Annotated in this window: 20 protein-coding genes; 6 read left to right on the top strand and 14 right to left on the bottom strand. The window is 33.2% G+C overall.

The genetic code is table 11. The features are described 5' to 3' along the window. Positions 1 to 89: 89 nt before the first annotated feature. Positions 90 to 1,331, bottom strand: coding sequence for a bifunctional ornithine acetyltransferase/N-acetylglutamate synthase (gene argJ, locus H5968_RS15930; RefSeq protein ID WP_096572626.1), 1,242 nt, complete (start codon positions 1,329 to 1,331; stop codon positions 90 to 92). A gap of 1,674 nt (positions 1,332 to 3,005) precedes the next feature. Between argJ and H5968_RS15925 the strand changes: the two genes are divergently transcribed. Beyond that, entirely contained in the window at positions 3,006 to 3,347 is a 342-nt protein-coding gene (locus tag H5968_RS15925; RefSeq protein WP_096570206.1) for a DUF1815 family protein, read from the top strand. Positions 3,348 to 3,659: 312 nt separating this feature from the next. Then, complete coding sequence (locus H5968_RS15920; RefSeq protein ID WP_187040732.1) at positions 3,660 to 4,157, top strand: thioesterase family protein; 498 nt, start codon at positions 3,660 to 3,662, stop codon at positions 4,155 to 4,157. A 100-nt stretch (positions 4,158 to 4,257) separates the two neighbouring features. On the opposite strand, the gene H5968_RS15915 is transcribed toward H5968_RS15920, so the two are convergent. The 6 genes from H5968_RS15915 to H5968_RS15890 all read right to left on the bottom strand — a co-directional run bounded on the left by H5968_RS15915 (position 4,258) and on the right by H5968_RS15890 (position 11,970). Then, a complete protein-coding gene (locus H5968_RS15915) occupies positions 4,258 to 4,455 on the bottom strand; it encodes a hypothetical protein (protein ID WP_096570202.1) in 198 nt (65 codons plus the stop codon). A gap of 105 nt (positions 4,456 to 4,560) precedes the next feature. Then, the gene (brxL, locus tag H5968_RS15910) at positions 4,561 to 6,018 is read right to left on the bottom strand and encodes a BREX system Lon protease-like protein BrxL (protein WP_187040731.1); all 1,458 of its coding nucleotides are present in this window, start codon (positions 6,016 to 6,018) and stop codon (positions 4,561 to 4,563) included. Then, positions 6,008 to 6,595 carry a hypothetical protein gene (locus H5968_RS15905; RefSeq protein ID WP_187040730.1) on the bottom strand — a complete coding sequence of 196 codons (588 nt, stop codon included), beginning with the start codon at positions 6,593 to 6,595 and terminating at the stop codon, positions 6,008 to 6,010. Before H5968_RS15905 ends, brxL begins: the two co-directional genes overlap by 11 nt. Then, entirely contained in the window at positions 6,595 to 10,659 is a 4,065-nt protein-coding gene (locus tag H5968_RS15900) for a hypothetical protein (protein WP_187040729.1), read from the bottom strand. Before H5968_RS15900 ends, H5968_RS15905 begins: the two co-directional genes overlap by 1 nt. Before the next feature lie 26 nt (positions 10,660 to 10,685). Then, positions 10,686 to 11,153, bottom strand: coding sequence for a hypothetical protein (locus H5968_RS15895; protein ID WP_187040728.1), 468 nt, complete (start codon positions 11,151 to 11,153; stop codon positions 10,686 to 10,688). Next, positions 11,137 to 11,970: a DUF4007 family protein gene (locus tag H5968_RS15890; RefSeq protein WP_187040727.1), complete on the bottom strand. Its 834-nt coding sequence runs from the start codon at positions 11,968 to 11,970 to the stop codon at positions 11,137 to 11,139. Before H5968_RS15890 ends, H5968_RS15895 begins: the two co-directional genes overlap by 17 nt. 882 nt (positions 11,971 to 12,852) lie before the next feature. Between H5968_RS15890 and H5968_RS15885 the strand changes: the two genes are divergently transcribed. After that, positions 12,853 to 13,140: a DUF6516 family protein gene (locus H5968_RS15885; RefSeq protein WP_255427154.1), complete on the top strand. Its 288-nt coding sequence runs from the start codon at positions 12,853 to 12,855 to the stop codon at positions 13,138 to 13,140. 70 nt (positions 13,141 to 13,210) lie between these two features. Here the strand turns inward: H5968_RS15885 and H5968_RS15880 are convergent, their stop codons facing one another. From H5968_RS15880 to H5968_RS15855, 6 genes are all read right to left on the bottom strand, one after another. Beyond that, on the bottom strand, positions 13,211 to 13,597 hold the full coding sequence (locus tag H5968_RS15880) for a type II toxin-antitoxin system VapC family toxin (protein WP_187040726.1): 387 nt from the start codon (positions 13,595 to 13,597) through the stop codon (positions 13,211 to 13,213). Further along, positions 13,594 to 13,839, bottom strand: coding sequence for a type II toxin-antitoxin system Phd/YefM family antitoxin (locus H5968_RS15875; RefSeq protein WP_187040725.1), 246 nt, complete (start codon positions 13,837 to 13,839; stop codon positions 13,594 to 13,596). Before H5968_RS15875 ends, H5968_RS15880 begins: the two co-directional genes overlap by 4 nt. A 120-nt stretch (positions 13,840 to 13,959) precedes the next feature. Then, entirely contained in the window at positions 13,960 to 15,156 is a 1,197-nt protein-coding gene (dxr, locus tag H5968_RS15870) for a 1-deoxy-D-xylulose-5-phosphate reductoisomerase (protein ID WP_187040724.1), read from the bottom strand. A gap of 169 nt (positions 15,157 to 15,325) precedes the next feature. Beyond that, entirely contained in the window at positions 15,326 to 15,931 is a 606-nt protein-coding gene (locus H5968_RS15865; RefSeq protein WP_187040723.1) for a Uma2 family endonuclease, read from the bottom strand. Between the two features lie 216 nt (positions 15,932 to 16,147). Continuing rightward, positions 16,148 to 17,608, bottom strand: coding sequence for a glycosyltransferase (locus H5968_RS15860; protein WP_187040722.1), 1,461 nt, complete (start codon positions 17,606 to 17,608; stop codon positions 16,148 to 16,150). 22 nt (positions 17,609 to 17,630) lie between these two features. Further along, a complete protein-coding gene (locus tag H5968_RS15855; protein WP_187040721.1) occupies positions 17,631 to 19,292 on the bottom strand; it encodes a glycosyltransferase family 39 protein in 1,662 nt (553 codons plus the stop codon). 228 nt (positions 19,293 to 19,520) lie between these two features. Between H5968_RS15855 and H5968_RS15850 the strand changes: the two genes are divergently transcribed. Further along, on the top strand, positions 19,521 to 20,891 hold the full coding sequence (locus H5968_RS15850; RefSeq protein WP_187040720.1) for a mannosyltransferase: 1,371 nt from the start codon (positions 19,521 to 19,523) through the stop codon (positions 20,889 to 20,891). Between the two features lie 92 nt (positions 20,892 to 20,983). On the opposite strand, the gene H5968_RS15845 is transcribed toward H5968_RS15850, so the two are convergent. After that, on the bottom strand, positions 20,984 to 21,247 hold the full coding sequence (locus H5968_RS15845) for a type II toxin-antitoxin system Phd/YefM family antitoxin (protein ID WP_187040719.1): 264 nt from the start codon (positions 21,245 to 21,247) through the stop codon (positions 20,984 to 20,986). A gap of 166 nt (positions 21,248 to 21,413) precedes the next feature. Here H5968_RS15845 and H5968_RS15840 point away from each other — a divergent pair, with 166 nt between their 5' ends. Next, the gene (locus tag H5968_RS15840; RefSeq protein WP_187040718.1) at positions 21,414 to 22,358 is read left to right on the top strand and encodes a glycosyltransferase family 2 protein; all 945 of its coding nucleotides are present in this window, start codon (positions 21,414 to 21,416) and stop codon (positions 22,356 to 22,358) included. A gap of 90 nt (positions 22,359 to 22,448) precedes the next feature. Next, positions 22,449 to 22,817 (top strand): EamA family transporter, encoded by a 369-nt coding sequence (locus tag H5968_RS15835; RefSeq protein WP_096570186.1) that lies wholly within the window; start codon positions 22,449 to 22,451, stop codon positions 22,815 to 22,817. Positions 22,818 to 23,240: the final 423 nt, after the last annotated feature.

Genomic DNA, 23,240 nt, shown 5'->3' with positions numbered 1-23,240 from the left:
CCAGTCCCCAGTCACCAGTCACCAGTCACCAGTCACCAGTCCCCAGTCCCCAGTCCCCTATCCTCACGAAAAGACTTTTTCCGTAAGCCCTATGTTGTATATTCGGCGTTAATTTTCACGTAGTCATAACTCAGATCACAACCCCAAGCTGTACCTGTTCCGTGGCCATGTCCAACACTAACGGAAATTAATACTGTGTCTTCTTGGAGATAAGCACCTGCGGACGTTTGTTTCAAATAAGCATTAACAGCAGCTTTATCAAAAGGTAAAGGTTGCCCATTTTCCATGAGTACAAAATCGCCGATTTTAATTTTCAGGTTGTCTTGTTCAAAGGGTACTCCTGCACGGCCAGCAGCACCGGCGATCCTTCCCCAGTTGGGATCTCGTCCAAAGATTGCAGATTTAACTAAGGACGATCCAGCAATGGTTTTCGCTATTTGTCGCGCTGCGGTTTCGTCGTTTGCACCAGTGACTTGCACTTCTACCAAACAAGTTGCACCTTCTCCATCACGGGCGATCGCCTTGGCTAAATGTTGACAGACTGCGGTTAACATTGCTTCTAATTTTTCCGCTTCTGGTCCGGTTTCGGTAATAGCAGGGGTACGAGATGCACCGTTAGCTAAGGCTATTAAACTATCATTGGTGCTAGTATCACCATCAACTGTAATCGAATTAAAACTTCTATCAGCAGCCCGTGTTAACATTTGTTGCCATAATGTAGATGATACTGCCGCATCACAGGTAACAAAAGCCAACATGGTGGCCATATTAGGATGTATCATTCCTGAACCTTTAGCAATACCACCAATTCGCACCGGGCGATCGCCTATAGTGGTTTCTAAAGCAATGGATTTTGTTACCAAATCTGTGGTTATAATAGCTCCTGCGGCAGCATCCGATCCAGTTTCGGAAAGTTCTGCAACTAACTTGGGTATCCCATTTCGCAAAGCATCCATTTTTATTCTTTGACCTATTACCCCAGTGGAAGCGAGTAAAATTGATTCTGGGGAAATGTTCAACTCTTTCGCTAACAAGTCTGCACTTTCTAACGCATCCTTCACCCCTTGACTACCTGTAGCGGCGTTAGCTTGACCAGCATTACACAGTATAGCTCTAGTGGTATGCTTGCTTTGTAAACGTTGACGACAATAATCTACACAAGCGGCTTTCACATGACTCGTGGTAAATACACCAGCAGCGATCGCATCTACATCTGATAATATTAACGCTAAATCCGGCAATCCCGAAGGTTTCAACCCAGCTTTAATACCTGCTGCTTTATATCCCCTGGGTGCTGTCACACCACCTGTAATTTCTTTCCAGTCTGTCATAATTTTGGATTTTATATCATGTCCGTTTGAATTGTTATCATATCTGTTTGGCTAGGGAACAGGGAACAGGGAATAGGGAACAGGGAACAGGGAATAGGGAATAGGGAATAGGGAATAGGAAAAAAGCTATTTTCAGGTAAATGAACCACATCTTGATTCAAGTTTCGCGCAAAGACACAAAGGAGCAAAGGCGCAAAGTCAGAAAGAAATTAATTTAGAGTCTGGTCTAAACAGTTTTATGATTAATTGATGTCCTAACTACTCTGTCTACGACTATATAAAGCCTGGGAGCGTTTATTTCCTTATATCAACATAAATTTACACATTAGACTTCTCCAAAATAGAATCTATTAATTTGTAATAAGTTGTAGGGGCGAAGCATTTGGGTAATAATTTGACGGAAAAATCAGACATCTAGATATCCCAAATGCTTCGCCCTGCCCCCATAAATAGGTTCCATAATTTCTTTTCTGGAAAAGTCTAATTGGGATGCTCCCTTATCCTTTCTTGCTGATGGCTGAATACTGATGGCTAAATACTTGCAATCAAACTAAAAAAGAGAGCCATTGAATAGCTCTCCAAATCATCAGGGTGCATCTACTCATCACAGTATAACATTTTTACAGTGAGGGGTAAAACCCCTTTTTGAGATTTTTTTGAGGAAATTTCACAAAAAGGGGACTGGTGACTGGGGACTGGTGACTGGTGACTGGGGACTGGTGACTGGTGACTGGGGACTGGGGACTGGGAACAGGGAACAGGGAACAGGGAAGAAATTTATTCTTATTATCCTGACTCCTGACTCCTGACTCCTGACTCCTGACTCCTGACTCCTGACTCCTGACTCCTTGATCTCCTGACTCCTGACTCCTGACTCCTGACTCCTGACTCCTGACTCCTGACTCCTGACTCCTGACTCCTGACTCCTGACTCCTGACTCCTGACTCCTATGCCCTCACGGAAAGACTTTCTCAGCAACCCCTAAGATATTGTCCCAGTCCCCAGTCACATCGAAACTATTGCCTAAATGGCTACTACCTGATCCTTGATTCCGCTATCTTCAGAGGAAGTCTGTAGATTTGGGGTTTTCTGTGTCTAAAATTTAGTATAAAATTTAACAAAATTTACTTACGTTTGCTGAATAAACGTAAAACCCAGAGAAATCAAGGGATTGAGGATGATTCAAATTAAAATTGTGCAAGGTTTTAGGTACTGTGAGCCTCAGAAAGCTTGCACTTTGTTAATCAATAGTAGATGAAGCATAAATTCACCAAAATAGAGATGGGAAGAAAAAGGCAAAAACTTACGCTAGAGTTAAGAAATACTGCTAATTCGATTAAACACTACTTATAAAGGTGTAATATGCAACTGTTACCGGGTTGACTAGCAGGAGATTTGAGTTAGGCTAAAGGCTGATTGCTGACTAAACTCAGGAGACTAGTGCTAAACATATAAAGACAATGTTAACTTTGCTAGTTTTATCTGAGATTTATATATTGCAAACTGAATTGTTTGATACGACATACAGAATAGTTATCCACTACCCTAAGCAGGGTAACTAATTACAGACTTAACTATCTGTTAGGCATTGTATAGTATACAATACCAAAGGATGGGAAAATCTAAAGAAAATATAAAAGATACTCAAATGACTGTGGTGTCTGGAGGAAAAAAGTGTTTCTGAGACTGGCACATCAACATAGGGAATTTGTCCAAGACTTGGTAATGAACTTGCAAGCCTTGGCAATAGTTTTAGAGCGTAATGGCTACCCAGCTTCTTGCTACACCTGTGGCGACCAAATGAACAGTGCTTCGTTCATGGTAAGTTTAGGAGATAATCATCTTATTCGCTTTTTAGTATCAGATTACGGAATTACTTGGACTGAAATGCGGGATGACCGCGAATTGATGAAGTTAGAAGGCGCAGAAGCAATTAGCCAATTGCAGGAACTAGCTAATCTTGTCAAGCAATCTATACAAACTTATACAAGTCATAAAACTCTTGTTAAGAAGTGATAAATTGCCTCATAAGATAGAGCAAGTCCTAAGTTGACAATTTCATAGACAAAACTATACTTATATTGACAAAAATCAATATATTTTTAGGAAAAAATCAACTTTGTTCCTCATTTACCTGCAATATGCTGTGGTAAAGAGGAAATTGTTTTTTGGTAATTGGTAATTGGTGATAGCGGCTTTGTTTTTTCAACGCCTACCACCTTTTCACCATTACCGACAATGAACCTTGTTTTTGCGGTTTTGTCAAGTATTTTGCAGGGTCTGTTAAAATCTGATGGGTAAGAAAACCAATTATTCAGAAGATTGAAAATGACTCAAGAAACACCAAGTCAACCAAAATTACCACCTACCAGTGCGATCGAGAAGTTAACAAAAACTGAATTTGATACTTGGTTTGAATATCCGATCAGAGTGCAGCCTCATCATACAGATTATGCTGGCATTACTTGGCATGGTACATATTTAACTTGGATGGAAGCAGCGCGGGTAGAATGTTTGCGCTCTATAGGTATTGATTTTGCTGATTTGGTAGCTTTAGGTTGTGATTTACCAGTGGTAGAATTATCAGTACGCTATCATCGCGCACTGCAATTAGGAATGATGGCGGTTGTGAAAACCCGGATGTTGGAAGTAACAGGTGTCCGCATTAACTGGGATTATAAAATTGTTTCTGCTGATGAGCAAGAATTATATGTTTCTGCTCAGGTGACATTGGTAGCATTAGACAGAGAAAGAGGTAAAATTATGCGTCAGTTACCTCCAGCAATGAAGGATGCACTGGCGAAAATTACTGCTTCATACAAGTAATACAATCAAGTAATACGATTTTGGATTTGGGATTGGGAATCTTTTGAAATGTTACTTAACAGTATCAGCAATTAAAAATTTATTTTTCGCAAAGTTAAGTTTAATTACGCACAAGTATTTGGGAGATATTTTGAGTAATTTCAGAGATTTTCTGCCAAATATCTTGAGGTGTGATCCCAAAACCGAAGTATAATAAAACCACTATCGCTGCACAAGTTACGGCAGTTTTGATGGTGGTTTTGACTAATTTCCACAGGATGACAAATATTATCCAAGCGACTATTAAGGTAATGATCATGATATCCAAAACTGAAAAATCAGGGTTATTAAATAGGCTATCTACTATATTGCAAAATGGCAAGATCCTTGATTGTGTTCATCATGTTTAATGAGAACATTAAAATTATTTAACATCAACATAAATATCCTTTCCATACTTTTTATATTCATCATCTAAATGGTATTGAATATTACGAATGTACTGACGAATTTCTCTAGCAGGTTCTAAACAATCTCGTTGATAATCTTGTAAAGTTAATTGCAGATGGGGATAAAGAATCTTTAATAAACCAGATGCAGTTTTCAAAATGGCTGTTTCATCTCTACCTGTAACAGTTTGATGATCAAAATCAGTATGTTCTTGTGCATATTGATAAAAACGATTATCCCTTCTTAAAGATAATAATGCTTCTCCAAAAAAGTCCATTTTTAAACCTACTTGATCAGCAATCATATCTCGTTGAAACTTAGGAATTTCCCACCCTGGTAAAATACCCATAAATCGATCTAAAAAAGCAGTTTCTGAGAAAAATTTAGGTAAATTTTTCATCAAATTATATCTATGTTTAGGACGTTGATTTTCATCTAATTCAATATTCCCTAATAAAACCAAAGAACAATCACTAGAAATGGGATTTTCAGAAAAACCAGAACGGTTATAACGTCCATTTGCAAGATAGGTTTTCAAGGGTCCAATAACTTCATCAGGGTTATCAAAAGTTAAACTTTGAATTTCATCTAACACTACTATATCATAACGTCCTAACAAACCCACTAATTTAGTTTGACCATCAATAAATAATTTTGCAGGTGTTATTTTACCTCCACTGACTACAGAAACTTTATTATTAATATTTTCATAAACAAAACTTTTTCCTGTTCCTTTGGGTGCTAATTCCATGAGATGATAATTAGATTCAACCAAAGGAATTAACCGGGTTAACATCCGTGTTTTTGCAAGATGATTATAATTTGGATGTTCGGGATTATAACCCATAGAACAAAACATTAAATCTCGCCATTGTTCTGTGGTAAAATGAGAACGACATTGAGCATATTCTTGTAGATCAACTTCCGATGATTGGAAAGGATCAAAATCAATAACTGATACGTTAAAATTACCATTCACATTGCTGTTTAAGCGTAAGGTAATTTTCCCCCATACTCCTTGTCTAAGTAACCTTTGATATTTGTCTACAATATCTGTGGAAATTTCACAATTTGATAAATTTAAGATGGGGATATTTGCTAAAGGTTCAGGTATTTGTTTAGAATTAGCTTCTAATTTTACTCTCACCTGCATTAAAGCGATTATTTTATGAATTTCTCCTTTAGCAATGTTATAATTAATAACTTGTGGATCATCTTTTCTAGGAAATGCTTTTTGGACAAAATCATTAACTTTTTTTAATTCCAAATCATTTAACTTACCCATTCCCGGAACAAGTTTATCTAGTAACCATTCAGCAACAAAACTAGGAATACCTGAATTAGTTAGTCCACTAGAAGGTAAGCGTTTTTTGTCAATACTTAATGATTGGAAAACGCTAGTAACTAAATCATTATCATAATTAGAAATCATCTAAATCTCCTTGAAAACCACTATTGTAGATTTGTTTAATAGTCAAATATGAATCATAACCCAGTTTTGATTCTCCTAAATGATCATCATTAAAACCAAATGATATTTTACCAGATAACGGAATAGTTATTGTATTTTTATCTGGTGGTAATTGAGGATATTCACTAATGGTTATTTGATGAATTATTTGATCCTGGGGTGGAATTATAAACTCTGAAAGTTTTACATTTTGAAAATTGGGTAACTCATTAATAGTTAAATACAGATTACTCAAAGTTATTTGATCATAATTATGAATTGAGATTGTTAATTCTCCAGGTTTTAAACCTTCACATTTTACAACACAATTAACTATTACTGTTTCACTAAAATCTTGTTTGTTAGTGTCAATAATCAAATCTAATTTATTCCATACTCTTAACCATTCTTTTGTCCAGTTACAAAGTGCTTTACCTTGAATCAAATAATATTCATGGTTCAGGGTAAAATGTTTTAACCATTCTACTTCTGTAGAAATGACAGTATAGTGATTTTTTCTTGGATATGAACCAGTAGGATCTAAAATGATTTTACTCATTAATTTTCCTCCTGGTTATTCAAGAAAGCTGCTAATTTTTGATATACTTCTTGTCTTATAGAAACAGGAAGTTGTTTAAATAAAGCAATGATTTGGTTTTCTTGATTTGTATAGTCTTGAGTTTGACTTTGGATTTCCTGCAATTTATTATTAATGTCTTCTAATGTTAAATTAGTATCATCCTGTTTTTTGGTGGTAGGTTGTTCCTGCTGAGTATTTTTGATAATATTTTCTAAGTTTTCTAATATCTGGTTGACTTTTTGTGAACATTGTGGCTGAGTAAAACGTTTTTGTTGTTGACTAACTTCTAAAGATAATTTCCATGCTTGATCTTTAGTAATATCTATCATTCTTTCTTCCCAAAGGTTAATTTTTTCGGATAAATGTTGAGATTTATTTTGAATGTCTTTAATTATTTCCTGATACCGTGATTCTTTTTTTACAACCTCATTGGTTAATTTCTCAACATCATTAATAGCGTCAATATAATCCTGTTGAGTTGCATTATTACTGAGAGAATTATAACGAATTTGGATTTTATCTAAACAGTCTTTAATTTGTGACTGATATTGAACTTCACTAAGTTTTCTATTAGCAACTTGCAAAGAGTAATTTAAGGTATCCAGTAAATGTAGAGGTAAGTCAATTTGTGTAATTTTCTCTATTGCTGTTTGAACTTGAACTTTATAACCACCCAGTTCTTGTTCTGTTTTCAGAAATTTAGCTTTTTCACCTAATTTTACAACTACTTCGTTAATTTTATCTTGAACAATTTTTAAAGCATCAGTGTGACTTTGCTTTTGTTGTGCAGTAGGATAAACAACAATAGTATCTGATGAATTGGATGATACTGATGATTTTGAGTGATTTGCTAAATTAGAAACTAAATTATTAGCAGCTAAATTAAAAGTTTTGGGTTTTTCCAGTGGTATTTCCAACAAAGGATAAAGATTTATCAACGTTTCCAGGTTGACATCATCGGGTAAATTTTCTGCTTCTTCTATTGGTTTTAACCAATGGTCAATTTTTCTTATTCCTGCTAAAATTTGTTCTTTTTTAGGTTTGATTTCTTGTAATTGTATTTGATCAGGATCAGCAGAACTAATAAATAGATCAATTTGTGAAATCAATTGTTTTGCTTGGTTATAAGCGCATCTTTCTGGTATTTCAGGACATATCACAGGTTGACTACGAATTAACTGAGGTTTTTTTCCTGATGTTAAAATCCATTCATTGACAAACTCTTTAGGTTTATCAAAGACGTTAGTTGTTACCCAGTCTTTGATCGGTTTTTCTTCATTTGTTACTTGTTCTTTCTTAGTTTTGGGAATACCAAAATTACCTTTTAATGTGATTTCGCTACGATGATCACATATCCATGCTGTAAATAGCATTGTAAAGGTATATTCATTGTAACCAAAGGGAGGTTGAGATAATTCTTGCCAAATTCTATCTATATAAATAGATGTTCTTTGTTTATTGTTTAAAGCTGTGAGTTCATCTATTTTATTCCATGCAGCTATAATATTTTGATTGGTGGGAGTTTGTACAGAATATTTTTGAGAAGTTGTTTTAAATAATCCCCAACTATTAACAAATACTTGAGTTACTAACGTATGGTATGATTGGTTAGGAAATTTAGTAGGATTGAGATCGTTTTCTAATAACCGTTTAACTGCATAACTAATGATAGTACCTCCAGTAGAACTTTTTAACGCTATTTTATCATTTTTAGCAACAGATGGTACAAATGGATAAAGTTGCTGTAACAGATGACTAACTATAGTTTCTCGATCTTGTTTTTCAGTATTATTTAGTTTCTCAAAATTCAGACAATAATAAGTTGCTGAAACAATTACTTCTTTTATTTCTCGATTTATTTTTTCTTGCAATTGCTTATTTAATTGTTGTAAAGCTGTACCTGATGCTTGTTTTTCAGCAGTATTTTTTCTTGTGATAATTGCTATTTTTAGTAAATCAATACAAATCTCTTTTACTGGTTTATTAGGAATAGCTACTGCAATACTTTTTTGATGTTTAGATTTAGAAATTAGCTGATTTACTTTATTACGAATATATTGTATTTCTTCCATAGTTTCTGCTAAAACATAAGCAAAAATTCCTTTTCCTGCTATGTTTTCTATGGTCTTATAACCAGATAAAGCTTGTTCAAAATCGGTGATACTGTAAAATTTGTATTCAAAAAACCATTCATCATCCCGAATAAGTTGATTTTTTTCAATAAAATCTGTTCCTGGAATTTGGGAAGATTTCAGGTAATTTGTCAGTTTTTTTGTACAATGATCTACCGCTAACTTAACTGTTATTCTGTCAGCTTGTTTACTTGCTTCTTCTGCTATTTCTTGGCTAATTTCTAGTAAATTGCTACCCGAATAAAATCGGTAGGTATTATCTCCAGTATTGAAATAAATAACTTTTCTATCATCAGTTAGTTTATCTAATGTTTCTTTGGTTTGTGTTACTGATAAACCTGTTAATTCACTGAGGATCAATTCATGTTTTTCTGATTCTGGTTTATGTAGTTTATTTTGACTAACATAAAATAGAAAAATAGCCTTTAAAACTGCAATTTCTTTTTCTGTAGCTGAGGAAGCTATATCACCCTTAGCTTTTTCATATTCTGAATAATAACGATAAAATTCTGGTTGGGAAAAGTTATTTTCAAAAGCATCAACTAAAGAAATTGCAGGAAGATAGTTTAATTTACCATTTTTCTCCACTGGTTGAGAATTAATAAATTTTCTCACATCTTCTTTGATATATTGAATTGCTGTTCTACCTTGAGTAAAATCTAAGTTACAAAGCAAATAACTGTTCAAAGAGTGGAGGGGAAAACAACCAATAGTTAGGATGTTATTAAATTGCTCTAAACTCCAATTTCTTTCTCTATAAATGTTAATTCGGTGTTCATGAGATTTTCTACTATCAGCTAACAGAGTACCATTCCAATTTTGAAAAAATTGCCTCCACAAATCAGTATTAACTTGTTGTTCCAATAAACCTTGAATCACTAATTCCAAACTAGAAACTGGTTCATAGGTGCTTTCGGCAATTTCTAAACGAGAAGCAAGTTTTTTATAATCTTCTGATGATTGACTGGTAATTTGATTGGGAACTGATTTTAAAGGTCTAATTTGGGTAAAACAAACTAAAGCAATTTTACTTTGATGATTTTCACAAGCTTTAGTAATACTTTGTAAAAAAGCACCACCAGCACTGACTGAATCTGCTGACCAAGATTTAAGATAATAATTAAGTTCATCAAATAAAATCAAAATTCCTGCATATTTGGCATTTTGTCCACTGCATAATTCATTGATTAATTGTGGTAAAATTTCTTCGATTTTTAAGTCTGTTTCAAAATCAATAGCAAATCCTTTATTTAGTTTTCTACTAATTTCTTTAACTGTAGTAATTACCCGATAATTATCTTTTTTTAATAAATCAATTAGACTGTCAAAATTTCCAAATTGATTTTCTACACTTTCTAGATATTGATTAGCTGTTTCAATCTCGTCTTCCGTTAAGCTGTTTAAATATTCCAGGGGTTTTTGACAAAGTTGCTGTGCTAGAGTATCTGTGATTCCTTCATTTTCTAAGGTTTGACGCAGGGATTTTAAAAATATCTGTCTTAAATCTATTCCTTCATCTCCACTAATACAGATTACTAAATGTTTGGGATTACGTTTTTTATAAGCTGTTAATTCTTCTAATATTCCTTGATTATTTCCTGCTGTAATTTTAATTTGGTTTAAAATACCTTGATTTTCAGGACTATTTAATATTTTTTGAAAATAGTTTGCTGCAACTAAGGCAAAATGAGATTTACCTTTACCGTAATCTTGTACAAATAAATGAATGTTTGGTTGGTTAAGACTATGATAACTTTTTTGAATTGCAATTAGTACATCTAAAGTAGAATGATTAAATACAAATCCTTGACATAACAGTAAGTTTTTATCAGCATCAGCCATCATACCAAAGTTAACGGCATTAGCTATCATTCCTGATTCATTGATTTGTACTATTTGATTGAGTTGCATAATGGTAAATCTCCCTGGTATCAGTTTTAGACTATGGTGATAATTCGTTTTTTGTTCCAGTTAATAGGATGTATTTGAGTAGGAAGTAAAATCCATAAAATGCTTTCTAAATGTCTCATATCTCCCAATTTTTGCCAAAGTAGACTGATAGGAGATGACGGTTTGCTATAAAGATAGGTGATTAAAATATCTAAGTCTTTTAATAGTAAGACTCTTTGATTGTTATATTTACTACTATTATTAGTATTAGCACAAATTTGTCGTATTGCATCTATTTCTTGATCTAAATTTTGATGAAGAATCAGGAATTTTTGTTGCAAATTCACACGATTCAATAAGTCATCACGATAACTTATGATTTCAGCATTATTGTTAAATGTCAGCTTATGAATCGAGGCATCATGGGGATTATCCCACAATAATAAATGAGGGGAATCTGTGGGTTTTGCATCTGCAAGTGATAAGTTAAATAGTGAATTACTTATTGTTACCATAGGATTTTTCTAATAAGTTTAAGGGGTTATTCCAACGACGAATAATTTGATAGGGCGCAACCGTGCGTCTTTGTTCGATAATTCCTAAAGATTCTAAATTATTAAGATGTGGTTGCAATGCTTCTTTTTCTATACCTAATACTGGCACAATTCCCATTTTTTGATTAATGATATCATCTGTTAAAACAGAAGTTTCTTTACTAAAATCTCGTTCCCACAGTTTAGCTAGGAAATACCCGATTAAATAAGGGTTAGGAAGTTGCGCTTTTCCTGTTTGATAGGTGTCGGTTTTAGTTTCTTGGAGAAAATGACAATTAGCTAATGCTTGTTGTTCGGTGTAAGTTCTTAAAATATATTTGAATCTTTCAGGAACTGCTTTAGCAGGTTCTTCAAATATAGGAATACTATTTTGAAATAAATTATCTTTGGTAAAGGTGGGATTTTCTGGTAAAAATGTATAAATAAAATATGTCCATCCTCCCCAGTCGGCAGGATTTTCAGGAGTTTTATTTAAACCGTAATTGCCAAAACTTAAATAAAAGTGCATGAACCAATCAGTTACAATAGATTGTAAATAAGGGTCATGTTTTAATACTATTTTTCCTTCTGGACTTAAATAATTATCTTTAACTAAACCGGATCTCATTGCCCAACTTTTAATTTTACCAACTTTAGCATTTCCTAAACCTGTTTTCGCCATCAGGTTTTCTAAGGTATCTTTTAAACCTATCTCTGTTGATGCTGCTTCTAGTATGCTTTTAATTTCGGTTTTTTTGAGGGGGAAAGTACCGTTAAAGTGGAGTTGCATTTTAGTCATAGTCTGTCAAGTATTGAATAATATGAATTTTTCAGGGGTATTACTGAATAAAAGTCAATTGCACTTACAAAAAAAACACAAATAAAAGACTGGTAAGCTGTTACATAGCTAAATTGTATAATACTAATATTCTGAACTCTTGTGGAACAAGCCTCTTGTCTGTTCCACTTATACAAATTAAATGCACAACAGCTTATTTGGTTAAATGCGGTGGCAATATTTTTAGTCTTGTTTAAGTGCTGATTTTATTATAGTGTATATAATGACGTTTGAAAAGTCAAATATTCCTAGTTTATAAGTAGCTGGTTGTAATTAAACCCACATTCCGCACCCCAAACTGTCACAGAGGTAAATTACGTAGAGAGAAAGTAAAATCAGTATAAAAACAGACGCATAAGACGCATAAAGTGAAAAAAGGCATTTGAGAAACACTAAATCACCAAAAATGTCATCAAAATGTATTCTCAATAAGGGTTCATCAGTACATAGTATGCTAGATTGCGTTCACAAAAACCATAAAACCCTTATGATAAATAAATACGGGCATTATTTATTAACACTTCGACAAGCTCAGTACATCGCATTTTAGATATTTTTCATGGGATATGGCTTTTTGCCTTTATTTTTAAACACATTTTTGATGTTTAATTAATAGTTTGGCATACTAGGCACTGAAGAACCGAGTTTTTTGAATGGAGTGTATTTTATGAAATGTGAAATAATGCTCAACAACATATTAAAATTAATAACTAATTAATAACTAAACTAAATTAATAACAATCTAAATAATAGAACTACAAGATTATATTAATACAGTAAAAATTAAGTTAGCAACTAGCCACATTATTATTAAAATCTCCATTGTTGAATAAAAAATTTTATTTGATAGGGGATATTTTCGGATTAACTTTAGTAAATAATGATTTTTTAGAAATAGCAGAATCATTTACTATGATTGAAGGACATTTTGTAACCCTTGGTTATCGTTATCAGTGGATGGATGAACAAAAGAAAATTTTAAGAAAACGTTGGGATAATGTACCGCATTTTCCCAATTTATCTAATTTTCCCCATCATGTCCATATAATTGAAGAGTCTAATGTAGAACCTAGTAAATCTCGTAATATTCTGGAATTAATAAAACTGATTGAAAAAGAATTAGGGTTGTAGCGATCGCACTTTAGTTTAAGATATTACCATTAAAATGGTAGTAAACTTCTCAATTCGCTTTTTTATATTTTTAGAAAAACTTTACCATTGCATAGGAGAGAATTACTTTATCTTCTGTCATAATGATGAAATCATGCTCTAAAGATTGACAGAGTAAAAGACGATCAAAGGGATCATTATGTAACGGTGGTAATTTAGCTAATTGAGTAATTGTAGTTTCAGTAATAGATAAACTGGAAATTAAATGTTTTTCACGCTGTTGGGGAAGGTAAATTTCAGGAGATGCTGGTAATGGTAATTTTCCTAATTGATATTTAATTGTTGCTTCCCAAACTGAAACTACACTGAGATAAATCTCGTTATCTTGATTACTAATAGCATCATAATATTGGTCTGCTAGTCGTTTATTATTAGTAATAAACCACAAAAAGATATGAGTATCTAAGATAATTTTCATGGATTTGTAAATAGGTTAATAATTTCTTCAGGAAGGGGATCATTAAAATTATCAGGTACAACAAATTCACCTTCACATAAACCAATAGGACGGCGTTCTTTTTGAGTTGGTTTTGTTGGTATGGGTTTAATTTCAGCAATAGGTTTATCTGCTTGAGTAATGATCAAGCTATTACCTTCTTGAATCAATTTGATAAATTCTGATAAATTGTTTTGAATCTCATCTATATTTAGGGTAATCATGGCATTTATCTCCATGGCTTCAATTGCAGCAATATTATTTTTATTAGTTCTAATTATATCATGAAAGAGTAGCGATCGCAGAAGATCCCCGACTTCTTGAAGAAATCGGGAATCTAGAACTTAACCCACAGAAACTATCTGAGGTTTATTTGCTAACTTTTCAGTAGCAGTAAAAACTTCCTGTCTAGCCCATTGATCTGCTGCTAAAATGTCATCTAAAGAAGGATTTTGTTTGTTATCATTTTGATGGCGATCGCACACCCATTCAATACACCGCGCAATATCCAAATAACCAATTTTCTCTTCTAAAAATAGCGCCACAGCTTGTTCATTTGCCGCATTTAAAACCGCAGTCATCGAACCGCCGGCTCTACCAGCAGCATAAGCTAAATTCATGCAAGGATATTTTTGATGATCCGGTTCACGGAAAGTTAAATTACCGCATTTTACTAAATTCAATCTTTCCCAATTTGTGTAAATTCTTTCTGGCCAAGACATCGCATAAAGCAACGGTAAACGCATATCTGGCCAACCCAGTTGAGCCAAAACAGAAGTATCTTGTAACTCAATTAAAGAGTGAATAATACTTTGGGGATGAATGACAATTTCAATATCATCATAATCCATTCCAAACAAATAATGGGCTTCAATTACTTCTAACCCCTTATTCATCAAAGTTGCTGAGTCAACAGTAATTTTTTTACCCATTGACCAGTTAGGATGTTTAAGAGCATCCGCAACTTTAACCGTCGGTAACTTTTCCACAGGCCAATCTCGAAAAGCACCACCAGAAGCAGTCAATAATATCTTTTTTAACCCATCTTTAGGTACACCTTGCAAACATTGAAAAATTGCCGAATGTTCCGAATCTGCGGGTAATAGTTTCACTCCGTGTTTTTCCACCAAAGGTAAAACCACAGGACCACCAGCGATGAGAGTTTCTTTGTTTGCTAAAGCAATATCCTTACCCGCTTCAATCGCTGCGATAGTAGGGAGTAAACCCGCGCAACCAACGATACCAGTAACAACACTTTGGGAATCGCCATAACGGGCAACTTCAATCACTCCCGCTTCCCCAGCGAGTAAAATAGGTTGGGGATCAAGGTCCTTAATTGCTTCCTGAAGTTCTGGTAACTTATCAGCAGCGGAAATGGCGGCTATTTGGGGGCGAAACTGGCGAATTTGCGCTGCGAATAACTCCACATTGCGCCCAGCAGCTAAACCAACTATACGAAACTTGTCTGGATGTTCAGAAACGATGTCTAGTGTCTGAGTACCAATAGAACCGGTAGAACCAAGAAGGGTAATAGCTTTCACAATGATTTAACAATTTACGGATACTCTTAACTATAAATTGTTAAGGACTCACTTTTAACACTCACCACCGTCTAATTTGCACTTATGTCAAGATTGAATTTATTATATTGTTATTGCGTTGGATATATAGCCGAACCAAAGTATAGTATACTGCTAAATTTGACGAGATTTAACTATTATTTTCTGATTCAGATTCCACAACTCCAAACTTTACTTTATTATATAAATTCTGTAAAGAAATTTTAAAAGGTACAGTTACAAGAGATATGTTTTCATCTTCTTCATCGTACTCATATAAATTCCATCTTTTCTTGCCAGTTTTAGAAAATTGTTCTACATGAATGCGGGTTTGATCAATTAATACATATTCTTGAAAACTGGGAATTGTTCTATAAGCTGCAAATTTATCTTCTCTATCGTAACCTTTGGTTGATTTAGATAAAACCTCAATAATTACCTGGGGGTTGGTAATTGTATCTTTGCGATTATTGAAAAATTCTGGTTCATCTGCAATAATCATCACATCTGGATAGGTGTAGATTAATTTTTGGGGTATCCATAGACGCATATCACTGTTAAAAACTTCATATTTGTCTTGTTGTCTAAAGGCAAAATTTAGCTCGGCGTAAAAATTACCTGTAATGCGGTTATGATTTATAGATGCACCAGCCATCGGAATGATTTGTCCTTCAATATATTCGCTTTTGTAGTCCGCAGTTGCTTCTAATTTTAGATATTCCTCTGGGGTGTAATATTGCTTTTGGGTGAGTTGCATATTTTTGATTAGTTTGATTAGAAAGCTATGTATATCAGTTTAACATATATAGCGTTTCTCAGTCTAATGAAGTACGCACCAATTTATTCAATTTACTAATATTAATTAATGCCATGTTAGCATTTGTTATTACTTTGTGATTTTCTGTATGTTTAAATCATCAAAAATTTGGTAGATATCTGTTTAAGAAAGGATACATAAACCCAGATAATAAAACTACAAAATAAACTTAATTTTCTTGGCAGCATATAAACACATACCTAACAAAATCAACCCCTCACGAAAATGAGAAATATTAGATTTACCATAAGTCCTTTCCTGATATCTAACAGGTACTTCCACAATATGTAAATTTAACTTTGCTGCACCAAATAATAAATCAAAATCTCCAAAGGGATCAAAATCGCCAAAATAACTGCGATTATTAGCTATTTTCTCATAATCTTCTCGCCATAAAACCTTAGTTCCACACAGAGTATCTTTAATGTTACAATCCAACAAAAAAGATATTAACAAAGCAAAAAATTTATTAGCAACAGAATTTAACCAAGGCATTGCTTGATGAGAATAAGGATACACTAAACGCGAACCATTAATAAATTCACCGTGATTTGTAGCTATAACTTCTACAAATTTTTGTAAATCTTCAGGTTGTACAGTTAAATCAGCATCAAGAATAATTAAAATATCTCCTGTTGCTTTTGCAAATCCTAATCTTACCGCATCTGCTTTACCTTTACCTGTTTGTTGAAATGCTTGAAGAGTAAAATTTCCTTCATAGTTATTAACCACTTCTTGAATTGTATCCCAAGTTTCATCCTGGGAATGTCCTTCAATAAATATTACCTCTGTACTTTTACCTAAATCTGGTAAACGTTCTACCGCAGCAGCAATATTTCCCGCTTCATTTCTCGCAGGAATAATTACACTAACATTATATTTTTTGACATCATTAATATTTTCATACCAAGCGGGACGTGCTACTACATAATTAGTTAAACACAGATGATTAATTATTGGTAATTGACTGATATAATGATTTATCAAATTAGCAATTATTGGTATTTGTTTAGGTATTAAAAATCTTCTGCCAATTTTTACTGGTTGATAACCTGTAATAGCTAAAAAATTCATCATATCATTCATTGATAACCAGTTTTGTGGAGGTTGGGGACGACGTTGATTAATTTTTTCCGCAAACCGCAGCAACGGTTCCCAAAGAAAATTATGAAATACTAAAATAATTCTCGTTCTGGGATGACAAAACATTTTTAGCCGTTCCATGACTACTTGAATATCTGTCAAATAACCAAGCACACCAGATAAAATAATAAAGTCAAATTTACAAGATGAAATAGGAGTATTACTAAAAACATCTAGATTCATATTCTCAGCATCAAGACAATAAAAATCTAAATCAGGATATTTATCCTTAGCAATAGAAACCACTGTTTCTGAAAAATCAATACCTACACCTAATTTGGGGTTAGTTGCTGCTAATAAATCTCCCGTACCGCATCCTATTTCTAAAACCTTACTACCAGATGGGATAATAAAATTATGTAATTTTTGGATATCTTGATAATAATATTTATTGCGACGATTCCACCAATCTAAGTCAAAGGCGATTTTATCGAAATATTGTTTGACTTCTGCTTTGAATGAGTTATTTTCCATGATGATAAAGATTGATGTTTGTTTAATTTTTGTAAATGAGTTTCCAACCTTTGACTGTACCCATAATCTCATATTGATTTAAAGTATTTGTGGGTATCTTAGGAGTTATCCAGGCATAGCTATTAGTTTGTAAATCTTGTATTTTTGTTATTTTACCTAATTGTGGTGTATAGAAACTTAGCAACATGAAAGTTTTTGAAATTTCTACTTCTGAATAATTAACAACTTCAGCATCTGATTTATTATTGACTGGGTTATCTATAACAAAGTTAATGGGTTCAACAGCAAGAATTTGATGAATTTGCGGTTGTTGGAGTTCGGTTCTGAAAACTGGATTTCTATCACCTAAAACACTTATAAATCCCAGGGTAGTTATTGTTAAATAAGGAGATATAACCCAACTAGCAAGCCAATATTTATTAGGCAAGAATTTACGATTTTTCCAAGTAGTATTAATAGTTGCCCAGCTTGCGCCTAAAATAATTCCTAATATACCATATTGCTGGATTTCTGGAGTGAGAGAGATTACAGGTAAGTGAATATTTAAAGTTATTAATGAACCTAAGACTAATAATAAGATGCCCAAGGTTGTAAAGGCAGACAATAAATAAGATATGATTTGATTTACTCGTTTTTTACGAAGTTGGTAAATATCTTCAATTCTTATTAGTGCTACAGATGCAAACAAAGCCATAAATGGTAATATTTGCAAAGGATAATAAGGTGTACGAGTTCTAAAACTACAGAGGAGAATAAACAAGATAATTGGATAACCTAGCAACAGAGATATATGATTATTTCGGTAAAACAAAATACACACAATCCCTATAACGCTAAATAATGCCCAAGGAAACGTATTTAAAGGTATATTCCAAAAATAATAAAATGTGCCTGGGTTGTATGTGTCATCAGCAGATAAATAAAGCAATTTTCCAAATAAATCTGTTACAGGAAAGAAACTATTATATTTCAGGCAACTCAAAGTTAACCAAATGATTACAGGAATAAAACCAATGATTAAACCTAAATAAATGCCAATATTTTCTAAATACCGATGTTGTTTATTCCTGAATATTAAATAAGGAATAATTGCTACTCCTGGTAAAATAATCATAAAACCTTTAATCAGGAATCCTAAACCAAAAGTAGCACCTGCTAAAATTCCCCAGAGGATTTTTTGCTTTTGCTGTTTATTGCCTAATTCTTCACCACGTAATAAAGCCCAAATTCCCAGTAGTTCAACACAAACTAGTGGAGTATTTTGAGTTGCAGAACGTCCTTCAAATATCCATATTGGCATTAAACATAGAATTATTGCTGCTAAAAAAGCAACTTGGCGATTTAGTATAATTGTACCAATTTGATATGTCAGGATAACGCTAATAATACAGCTAATAATGCTAGGTAAACGGGCGCTAAATTCGTTGATGCCAAATATTTGATAAGTTAAAGCTATTAACCATTGGATACCAACCGTGCGATCATATATAGGTGTACCCCACCATTGGGGTGTTAACCAGTCTTGTGTTTCTAACATCCAACGGGCTTGTATAGCATAATATGCTTCATCATAGGCCAATAAACTATTATTGCCATTGTTCGCAAATAACAATAATGCACTTAATAGTAGTAAGATAAACTGTGGATGTTTATGGATAACACTGGATAACCTTAGTTGCACCATTGCCGCATACCCCTGTAACTGGTAATATAGTAAATTTTAATACGTTAGTTAAGAAACAAGGCAAATTATACCACGGTTCGCTGCTGTTGCTATCCAATTGTCAAATATAAGTATTTAAAGTTCAATGTGATGTGATATGGAAAACAGATTCATTAAACCTAGTCCGTAGCAGTAAGATGATATTTTATTATTTGTTAAAAATTAATCAAATGTTTTCACCTAAATAAAATGATCCCAAAACAAAAAAACATTAACTGGATATTACCCTTGATTATTTGTGGTGCATTTATTTTTTGTGCTGCTGTGGGAATGTTGATAGATCCAGATGCTTTTCATAAATTCTTCTCAGCAACGCAAATAAATCGAGAAATTCCTCCTCAATTACCTCATAAAAGCTACTATTGGGATGTTTTACATTATGCAGAAATGGCTGTTAATCCCAGTTGTAAAGCATTTTATCCCCTGTGGACTTTTATTATTCGTAACCTCTTTCATCCTCAAACTATAGAACAAGCAGCACATTATTTTTTAATTGTTGGTAGTGGTATATTTTTAATTACTAATTTTTTACTATTTTGGGTGATAAAAACTGCGTTAAATCGCACAACTTTAGCTTTCTCAATAATGTTAGCCTATACTGTTAACCCAATGGCAATATTTAGAGTTATTGGTTACACAGAAAGTATGTTTTCCTTGTTTAGTACGTTATTTATCTGGCTGTGTTTACCCAATAATAAAATTAATCAAAACCTCAAACTTGGTTTTTTATTCATCATTACATTCTTGATGAGTTTAACCAGACCTATATTAATTCAAGTATTTTTTGCAACCATATTAACTTTAATAACTATTATTGGTTTGGAAATGTTGAAAACCAAGATATATTCTTGGAAAAATTTATTAATTCATCTGCAAAAATATCATCGAGAAATTAAAACAACTGTCACTATTTGGGTTGCCTCTTTATCAGGTTATGCTGTTTATGGTAACTATTGTCTCCAAACTAGAGGTAATTTTTTTGCACCTTTTGAAGATCAACGTCTTTGGGGCAAGAAATTAGGTATTCATTTAGAACTTCTACTATTTCCAAAATCACCTTTAGTTGATATTATAGGTTTTTACCTGCCTTTGATAATTTTGTTATTGTCTCTAATTTTGACATATTATAAATATACACAAAAACAGAATATTATATTAGTACCAAGATATAGAATTTGGTGGAGTATTCTTTATTTATATCCACCTCTTTTAATTTTAATATATGGGTTTAATTTTTTCAAAGCAATGAAGAATAAAATCACTTTCACTCAAGTAAAAATTCATGATTATACTAATAATTTAGCAGTTAACTATATATTTTGGTTTTGTGTGTATTTTACAACTGCTCATTCATTAATTCAATTTTTTACATTTGATCGGTTAATGAGTTTAGCCAGATATATATTTGCGACCCCTTTCTTTTTCCTTCCTTTAGGATATTTGTATCGTTGTATTCCTGGTAAAATAAAATATCAAACTTTGCTATTTATGAGTTTAATTTCTGCGGTGATGTTAGTAGAACAATGGATTAAATATGGTCAAGATAAATGGTTAGGTTAATAAATAAACTTAATAAGTAATATAATAAATCAGCCCATCTACTCCCTAGTTATCCCCATATACAACGAAGAAGCAAACATTAAGCATGGGTATCAAGTAATACTTTCATTCTCAATGTCTAGGGGATTAAGAAAATCTTTTAAAATATCTTCTGGTAAAGGTGAATTAAAGTCAGAAGCAATCACCACCTTACCACGATCTAAACCCGGTATTCGCGGTAATGGCTGCTGGGAAAAAGGTAAAATACAAGCCACAGGAGTACCACCTTGAGAAAGAATAACTTCTTCTCCTGAAAAAACTCTACGGAGTAATTCTCCAAAATCACCTAAGTTATCTGGGAGTTCTGCGTTATACATTGTTAAGTTAATTAGTGGTAAAATTCATGTTAATTCTTTAGCTCATACTCCAATTTTACTATACTTTAAACTTATTTTCTTGATTTTCTGCAAACTATCTTTGTACTCTTAACTTCTCAACTTAACCAACCGTAATTATAAATTATCCATCAAATCAATTATCACCGTGAATCAGCCCATCTACTCCCTAGTCATCCCCATCTACAACGAAGAAGAAAACATCACAGAAATGTATCGCCGTCTCACTCATGTCATGGAACAATTAAACGGTGAAGTTGAACTGATTTTAATTGATGACGGTAGCCGCGATCGCTCGTTGAGTATGATCCGCGAATTACACCATCATGATAGTCGAATCCGTTACCTAAGTCTAGCCAGAAATTTTGGTCATCAAGTCGCAGTCACAGCAGGTCTAAATTTTGTCCAAGGTAAAAGCATTATCGTCATGGATGCTGACTTACAAGACCCACCAGAATTAATTTTAACCATGATTGACAAATGGCATGAAGGATATCAAGTAGTTTATGCCCAGCGCAAGTCCCGTCAAAAAGAAAATTGGTTCAAACGCTTAACAGCATATCTTTTTTATCGCATTCTCAAACGTTTGGCGAAAGTTGACATCCCTGTAGATACAGGCGACTTTTGTTTAATGGATAGACAAGTAGTAGATATTCTCAATGCTATGCCAGAACGTAACCGATACATTCGTGGTTTACGTGCTTGGGTAGGTTTTCGTCAAACATCCGTACTTTTTGAAAGAAGCCCTCGTTATGCTGGAGATGTAAAATATACTTTCGGTAAATCTTTATCCTTAGCAATTGATGGTATTATCTCATTTTCCACAGTTCCTTTAAGACTGGCAACCTATTTAGGTATCATATCAGCTACTATTGCCTTAATTATGATCTTGTTAGTTCTTTATTGGCGAATATTTGCACCAGTATCTCCCCTAATAGGCTACACATTAATTACTATTGCCATGTTTTTCCTAGGTTCAGTGCAGTTAATTTGTATTGGTATTTTAGGTGAATATATTGGTCGAATTTATGAAGAAGTCAAAGGTCGTCCTCTTTATACAGTAAAGGAAATGGGAGGTTTGACAAAAACTTAATTAGCTCAAATAATCTAATTATTTAATTCCCTAATTTGTCTATCTTTTTGTTTAATAAAAAATCACCATTAAAATACTCAGGAAATACCAGTGTCACCCCAAGAATTTACTTTACTCCTCTTCTCAGTCCTCATCAGCGTTGCTGGACAATTTTTCCTCAAAACAGGAGCCATGAAACTAGGAAAAGTTCATGCAGGTAACATTATTAATCTCATCCTCAACATGATCACCATACCAGAACTATTATTAGGACTAACCTGTTATGGTATTGGTGCGATCGCATACATATTACTACTAACAAGAGTTAACCTTAGCGTTGCTGCTCCTGCAGTATCCGTTGGTTATATATTTTCCGTCTTATTGGGTTTCTTTATTTTAAGAGAACCTATTTCTGTGATGCGTCTTGTAGGATTAGGTTTTATTGTTACAGGAGTAATCTTAGTAATTTGGCGCAAATAAAATCCAATTCAGAATTATTTATACAGCAGTATCTATATTAACAAATAATTCAGACTCAATCATGGGAAACTATGATTAGTTGTTTTTTTGTCTATCTATTCGATAGATTTCTAAAAACAACAAAATCAAGTGAAAAATTTTATTTTTTCTGTTACAGGCAGGAAGGAACTTCAAGGTTAAAATATACATCTCTAGTAATGTTAATGATAGTATGTGTCCTTATTTTGGGTTAGATACTCTATTCCTCAAAGCTGGTTATGTGGAATAATTATTAATTTATTACCCGTAGTTATGGATAAAAGTAAACAAGTCATAGATTCCATACTTAAGGAAGTAACTGAATGGTAAATTTCACCGTTTGAGGCAACCAAATTCCAGTAAGTATAAATTGTCTACTTAAATTTCAGAATTTCTGTAATTTAC

Origin of the sequence: Sphaerospermopsis sp. LEGE 00249, from assembly GCF_014299995.1 — a bacterium.
In the GTDB taxonomy this organism is placed as follows: Bacteria; Cyanobacteriota; Cyanobacteriia; order Cyanobacteriales; family Nostocaceae; genus Sphaerospermopsis; species Sphaerospermopsis kisseleviana.
The sequence above is the reverse complement of the archived record's forward strand: the minus strand, read 5'-3'. Positions and strand labels throughout refer to the sequence as shown.

Bases quoted from the DNA above. Each gene is read 5' to 3' on its own strand.
- brxL (WP_187040731.1), bottom strand. From the start codon at position 6,018: ATGATTTCTAATTATGATAATGATTTAGTTACTAGCGTTTTCCAATCA.
- H5968_RS15850 (WP_187040720.1), top strand. From the start codon at position 19,521: ATGATCCCAAAACAAAAAAACATTAACTGGATATTACCCTTGATTATT.
- H5968_RS15880 (WP_187040726.1), bottom strand. From the start codon at position 13,597: ATGAAAATTATCTTAGATACTCATATCTTTTTGTGGTTTATTACTAAT.
- H5968_RS15855 (WP_187040721.1), bottom strand. From the start codon at position 19,292: ATGGTGCAACTAAGGTTATCCAGTGTTATCCATAAACATCCACAGTTT.
- H5968_RS15890 (WP_187040727.1), bottom strand. From the start codon at position 11,970: ATGACTAAAATGCAACTCCACTTTAACGGTACTTTCCCCCTCAAAAAA.
- H5968_RS15875 (WP_187040725.1), bottom strand. From the start codon at position 13,839: ATGATTACCCTAAATATAGATGAGATTCAAAACAATTTATCAGAATTT.
- H5968_RS15920 (WP_187040732.1), top strand. From the start codon at position 3,660: ATGACTCAAGAAACACCAAGTCAACCAAAATTACCACCTACCAGTGCG.
- H5968_RS15900 (WP_187040729.1), bottom strand. From the start codon at position 10,659: ATGCAACTCAATCAAATAGTACAAATCAATGAATCAGGAATGATAGCT.
- argJ (WP_096572626.1), bottom strand. From the start codon at position 1,331: ATGACAGACTGGAAAGAAATTACAGGTGGTGTGACAGCACCCAGGGGA.
- H5968_RS15895 (WP_187040728.1), bottom strand. From the start codon at position 11,153: ATGGTAACAATAAGTAATTCACTATTTAACTTATCACTTGCAGATGCA.
- H5968_RS15915 (WP_096570202.1), bottom strand. From the start codon at position 4,455: ATGATCATTACCTTAATAGTCGCTTGGATAATATTTGTCATCCTGTGG.
- H5968_RS15860 (WP_187040722.1), bottom strand. From the start codon at position 17,608: ATGGAAAATAACTCATTCAAAGCAGAAGTCAAACAATATTTCGATAAA.
- H5968_RS15865 (WP_187040723.1), bottom strand. From the start codon at position 15,931: ATGCAACTCACCCAAAAGCAATATTACACCCCAGAGGAATATCTAAAA.
- H5968_RS15905 (WP_187040730.1), bottom strand. From the start codon at position 6,595: ATGAGTAAAATCATTTTAGATCCTACTGGTTCATATCCAAGAAAAAAT.
- H5968_RS15845 (WP_187040719.1), bottom strand. From the start codon at position 21,247: ATGTATAACGCAGAACTCCCAGATAACTTAGGTGATTTTGGAGAATTA.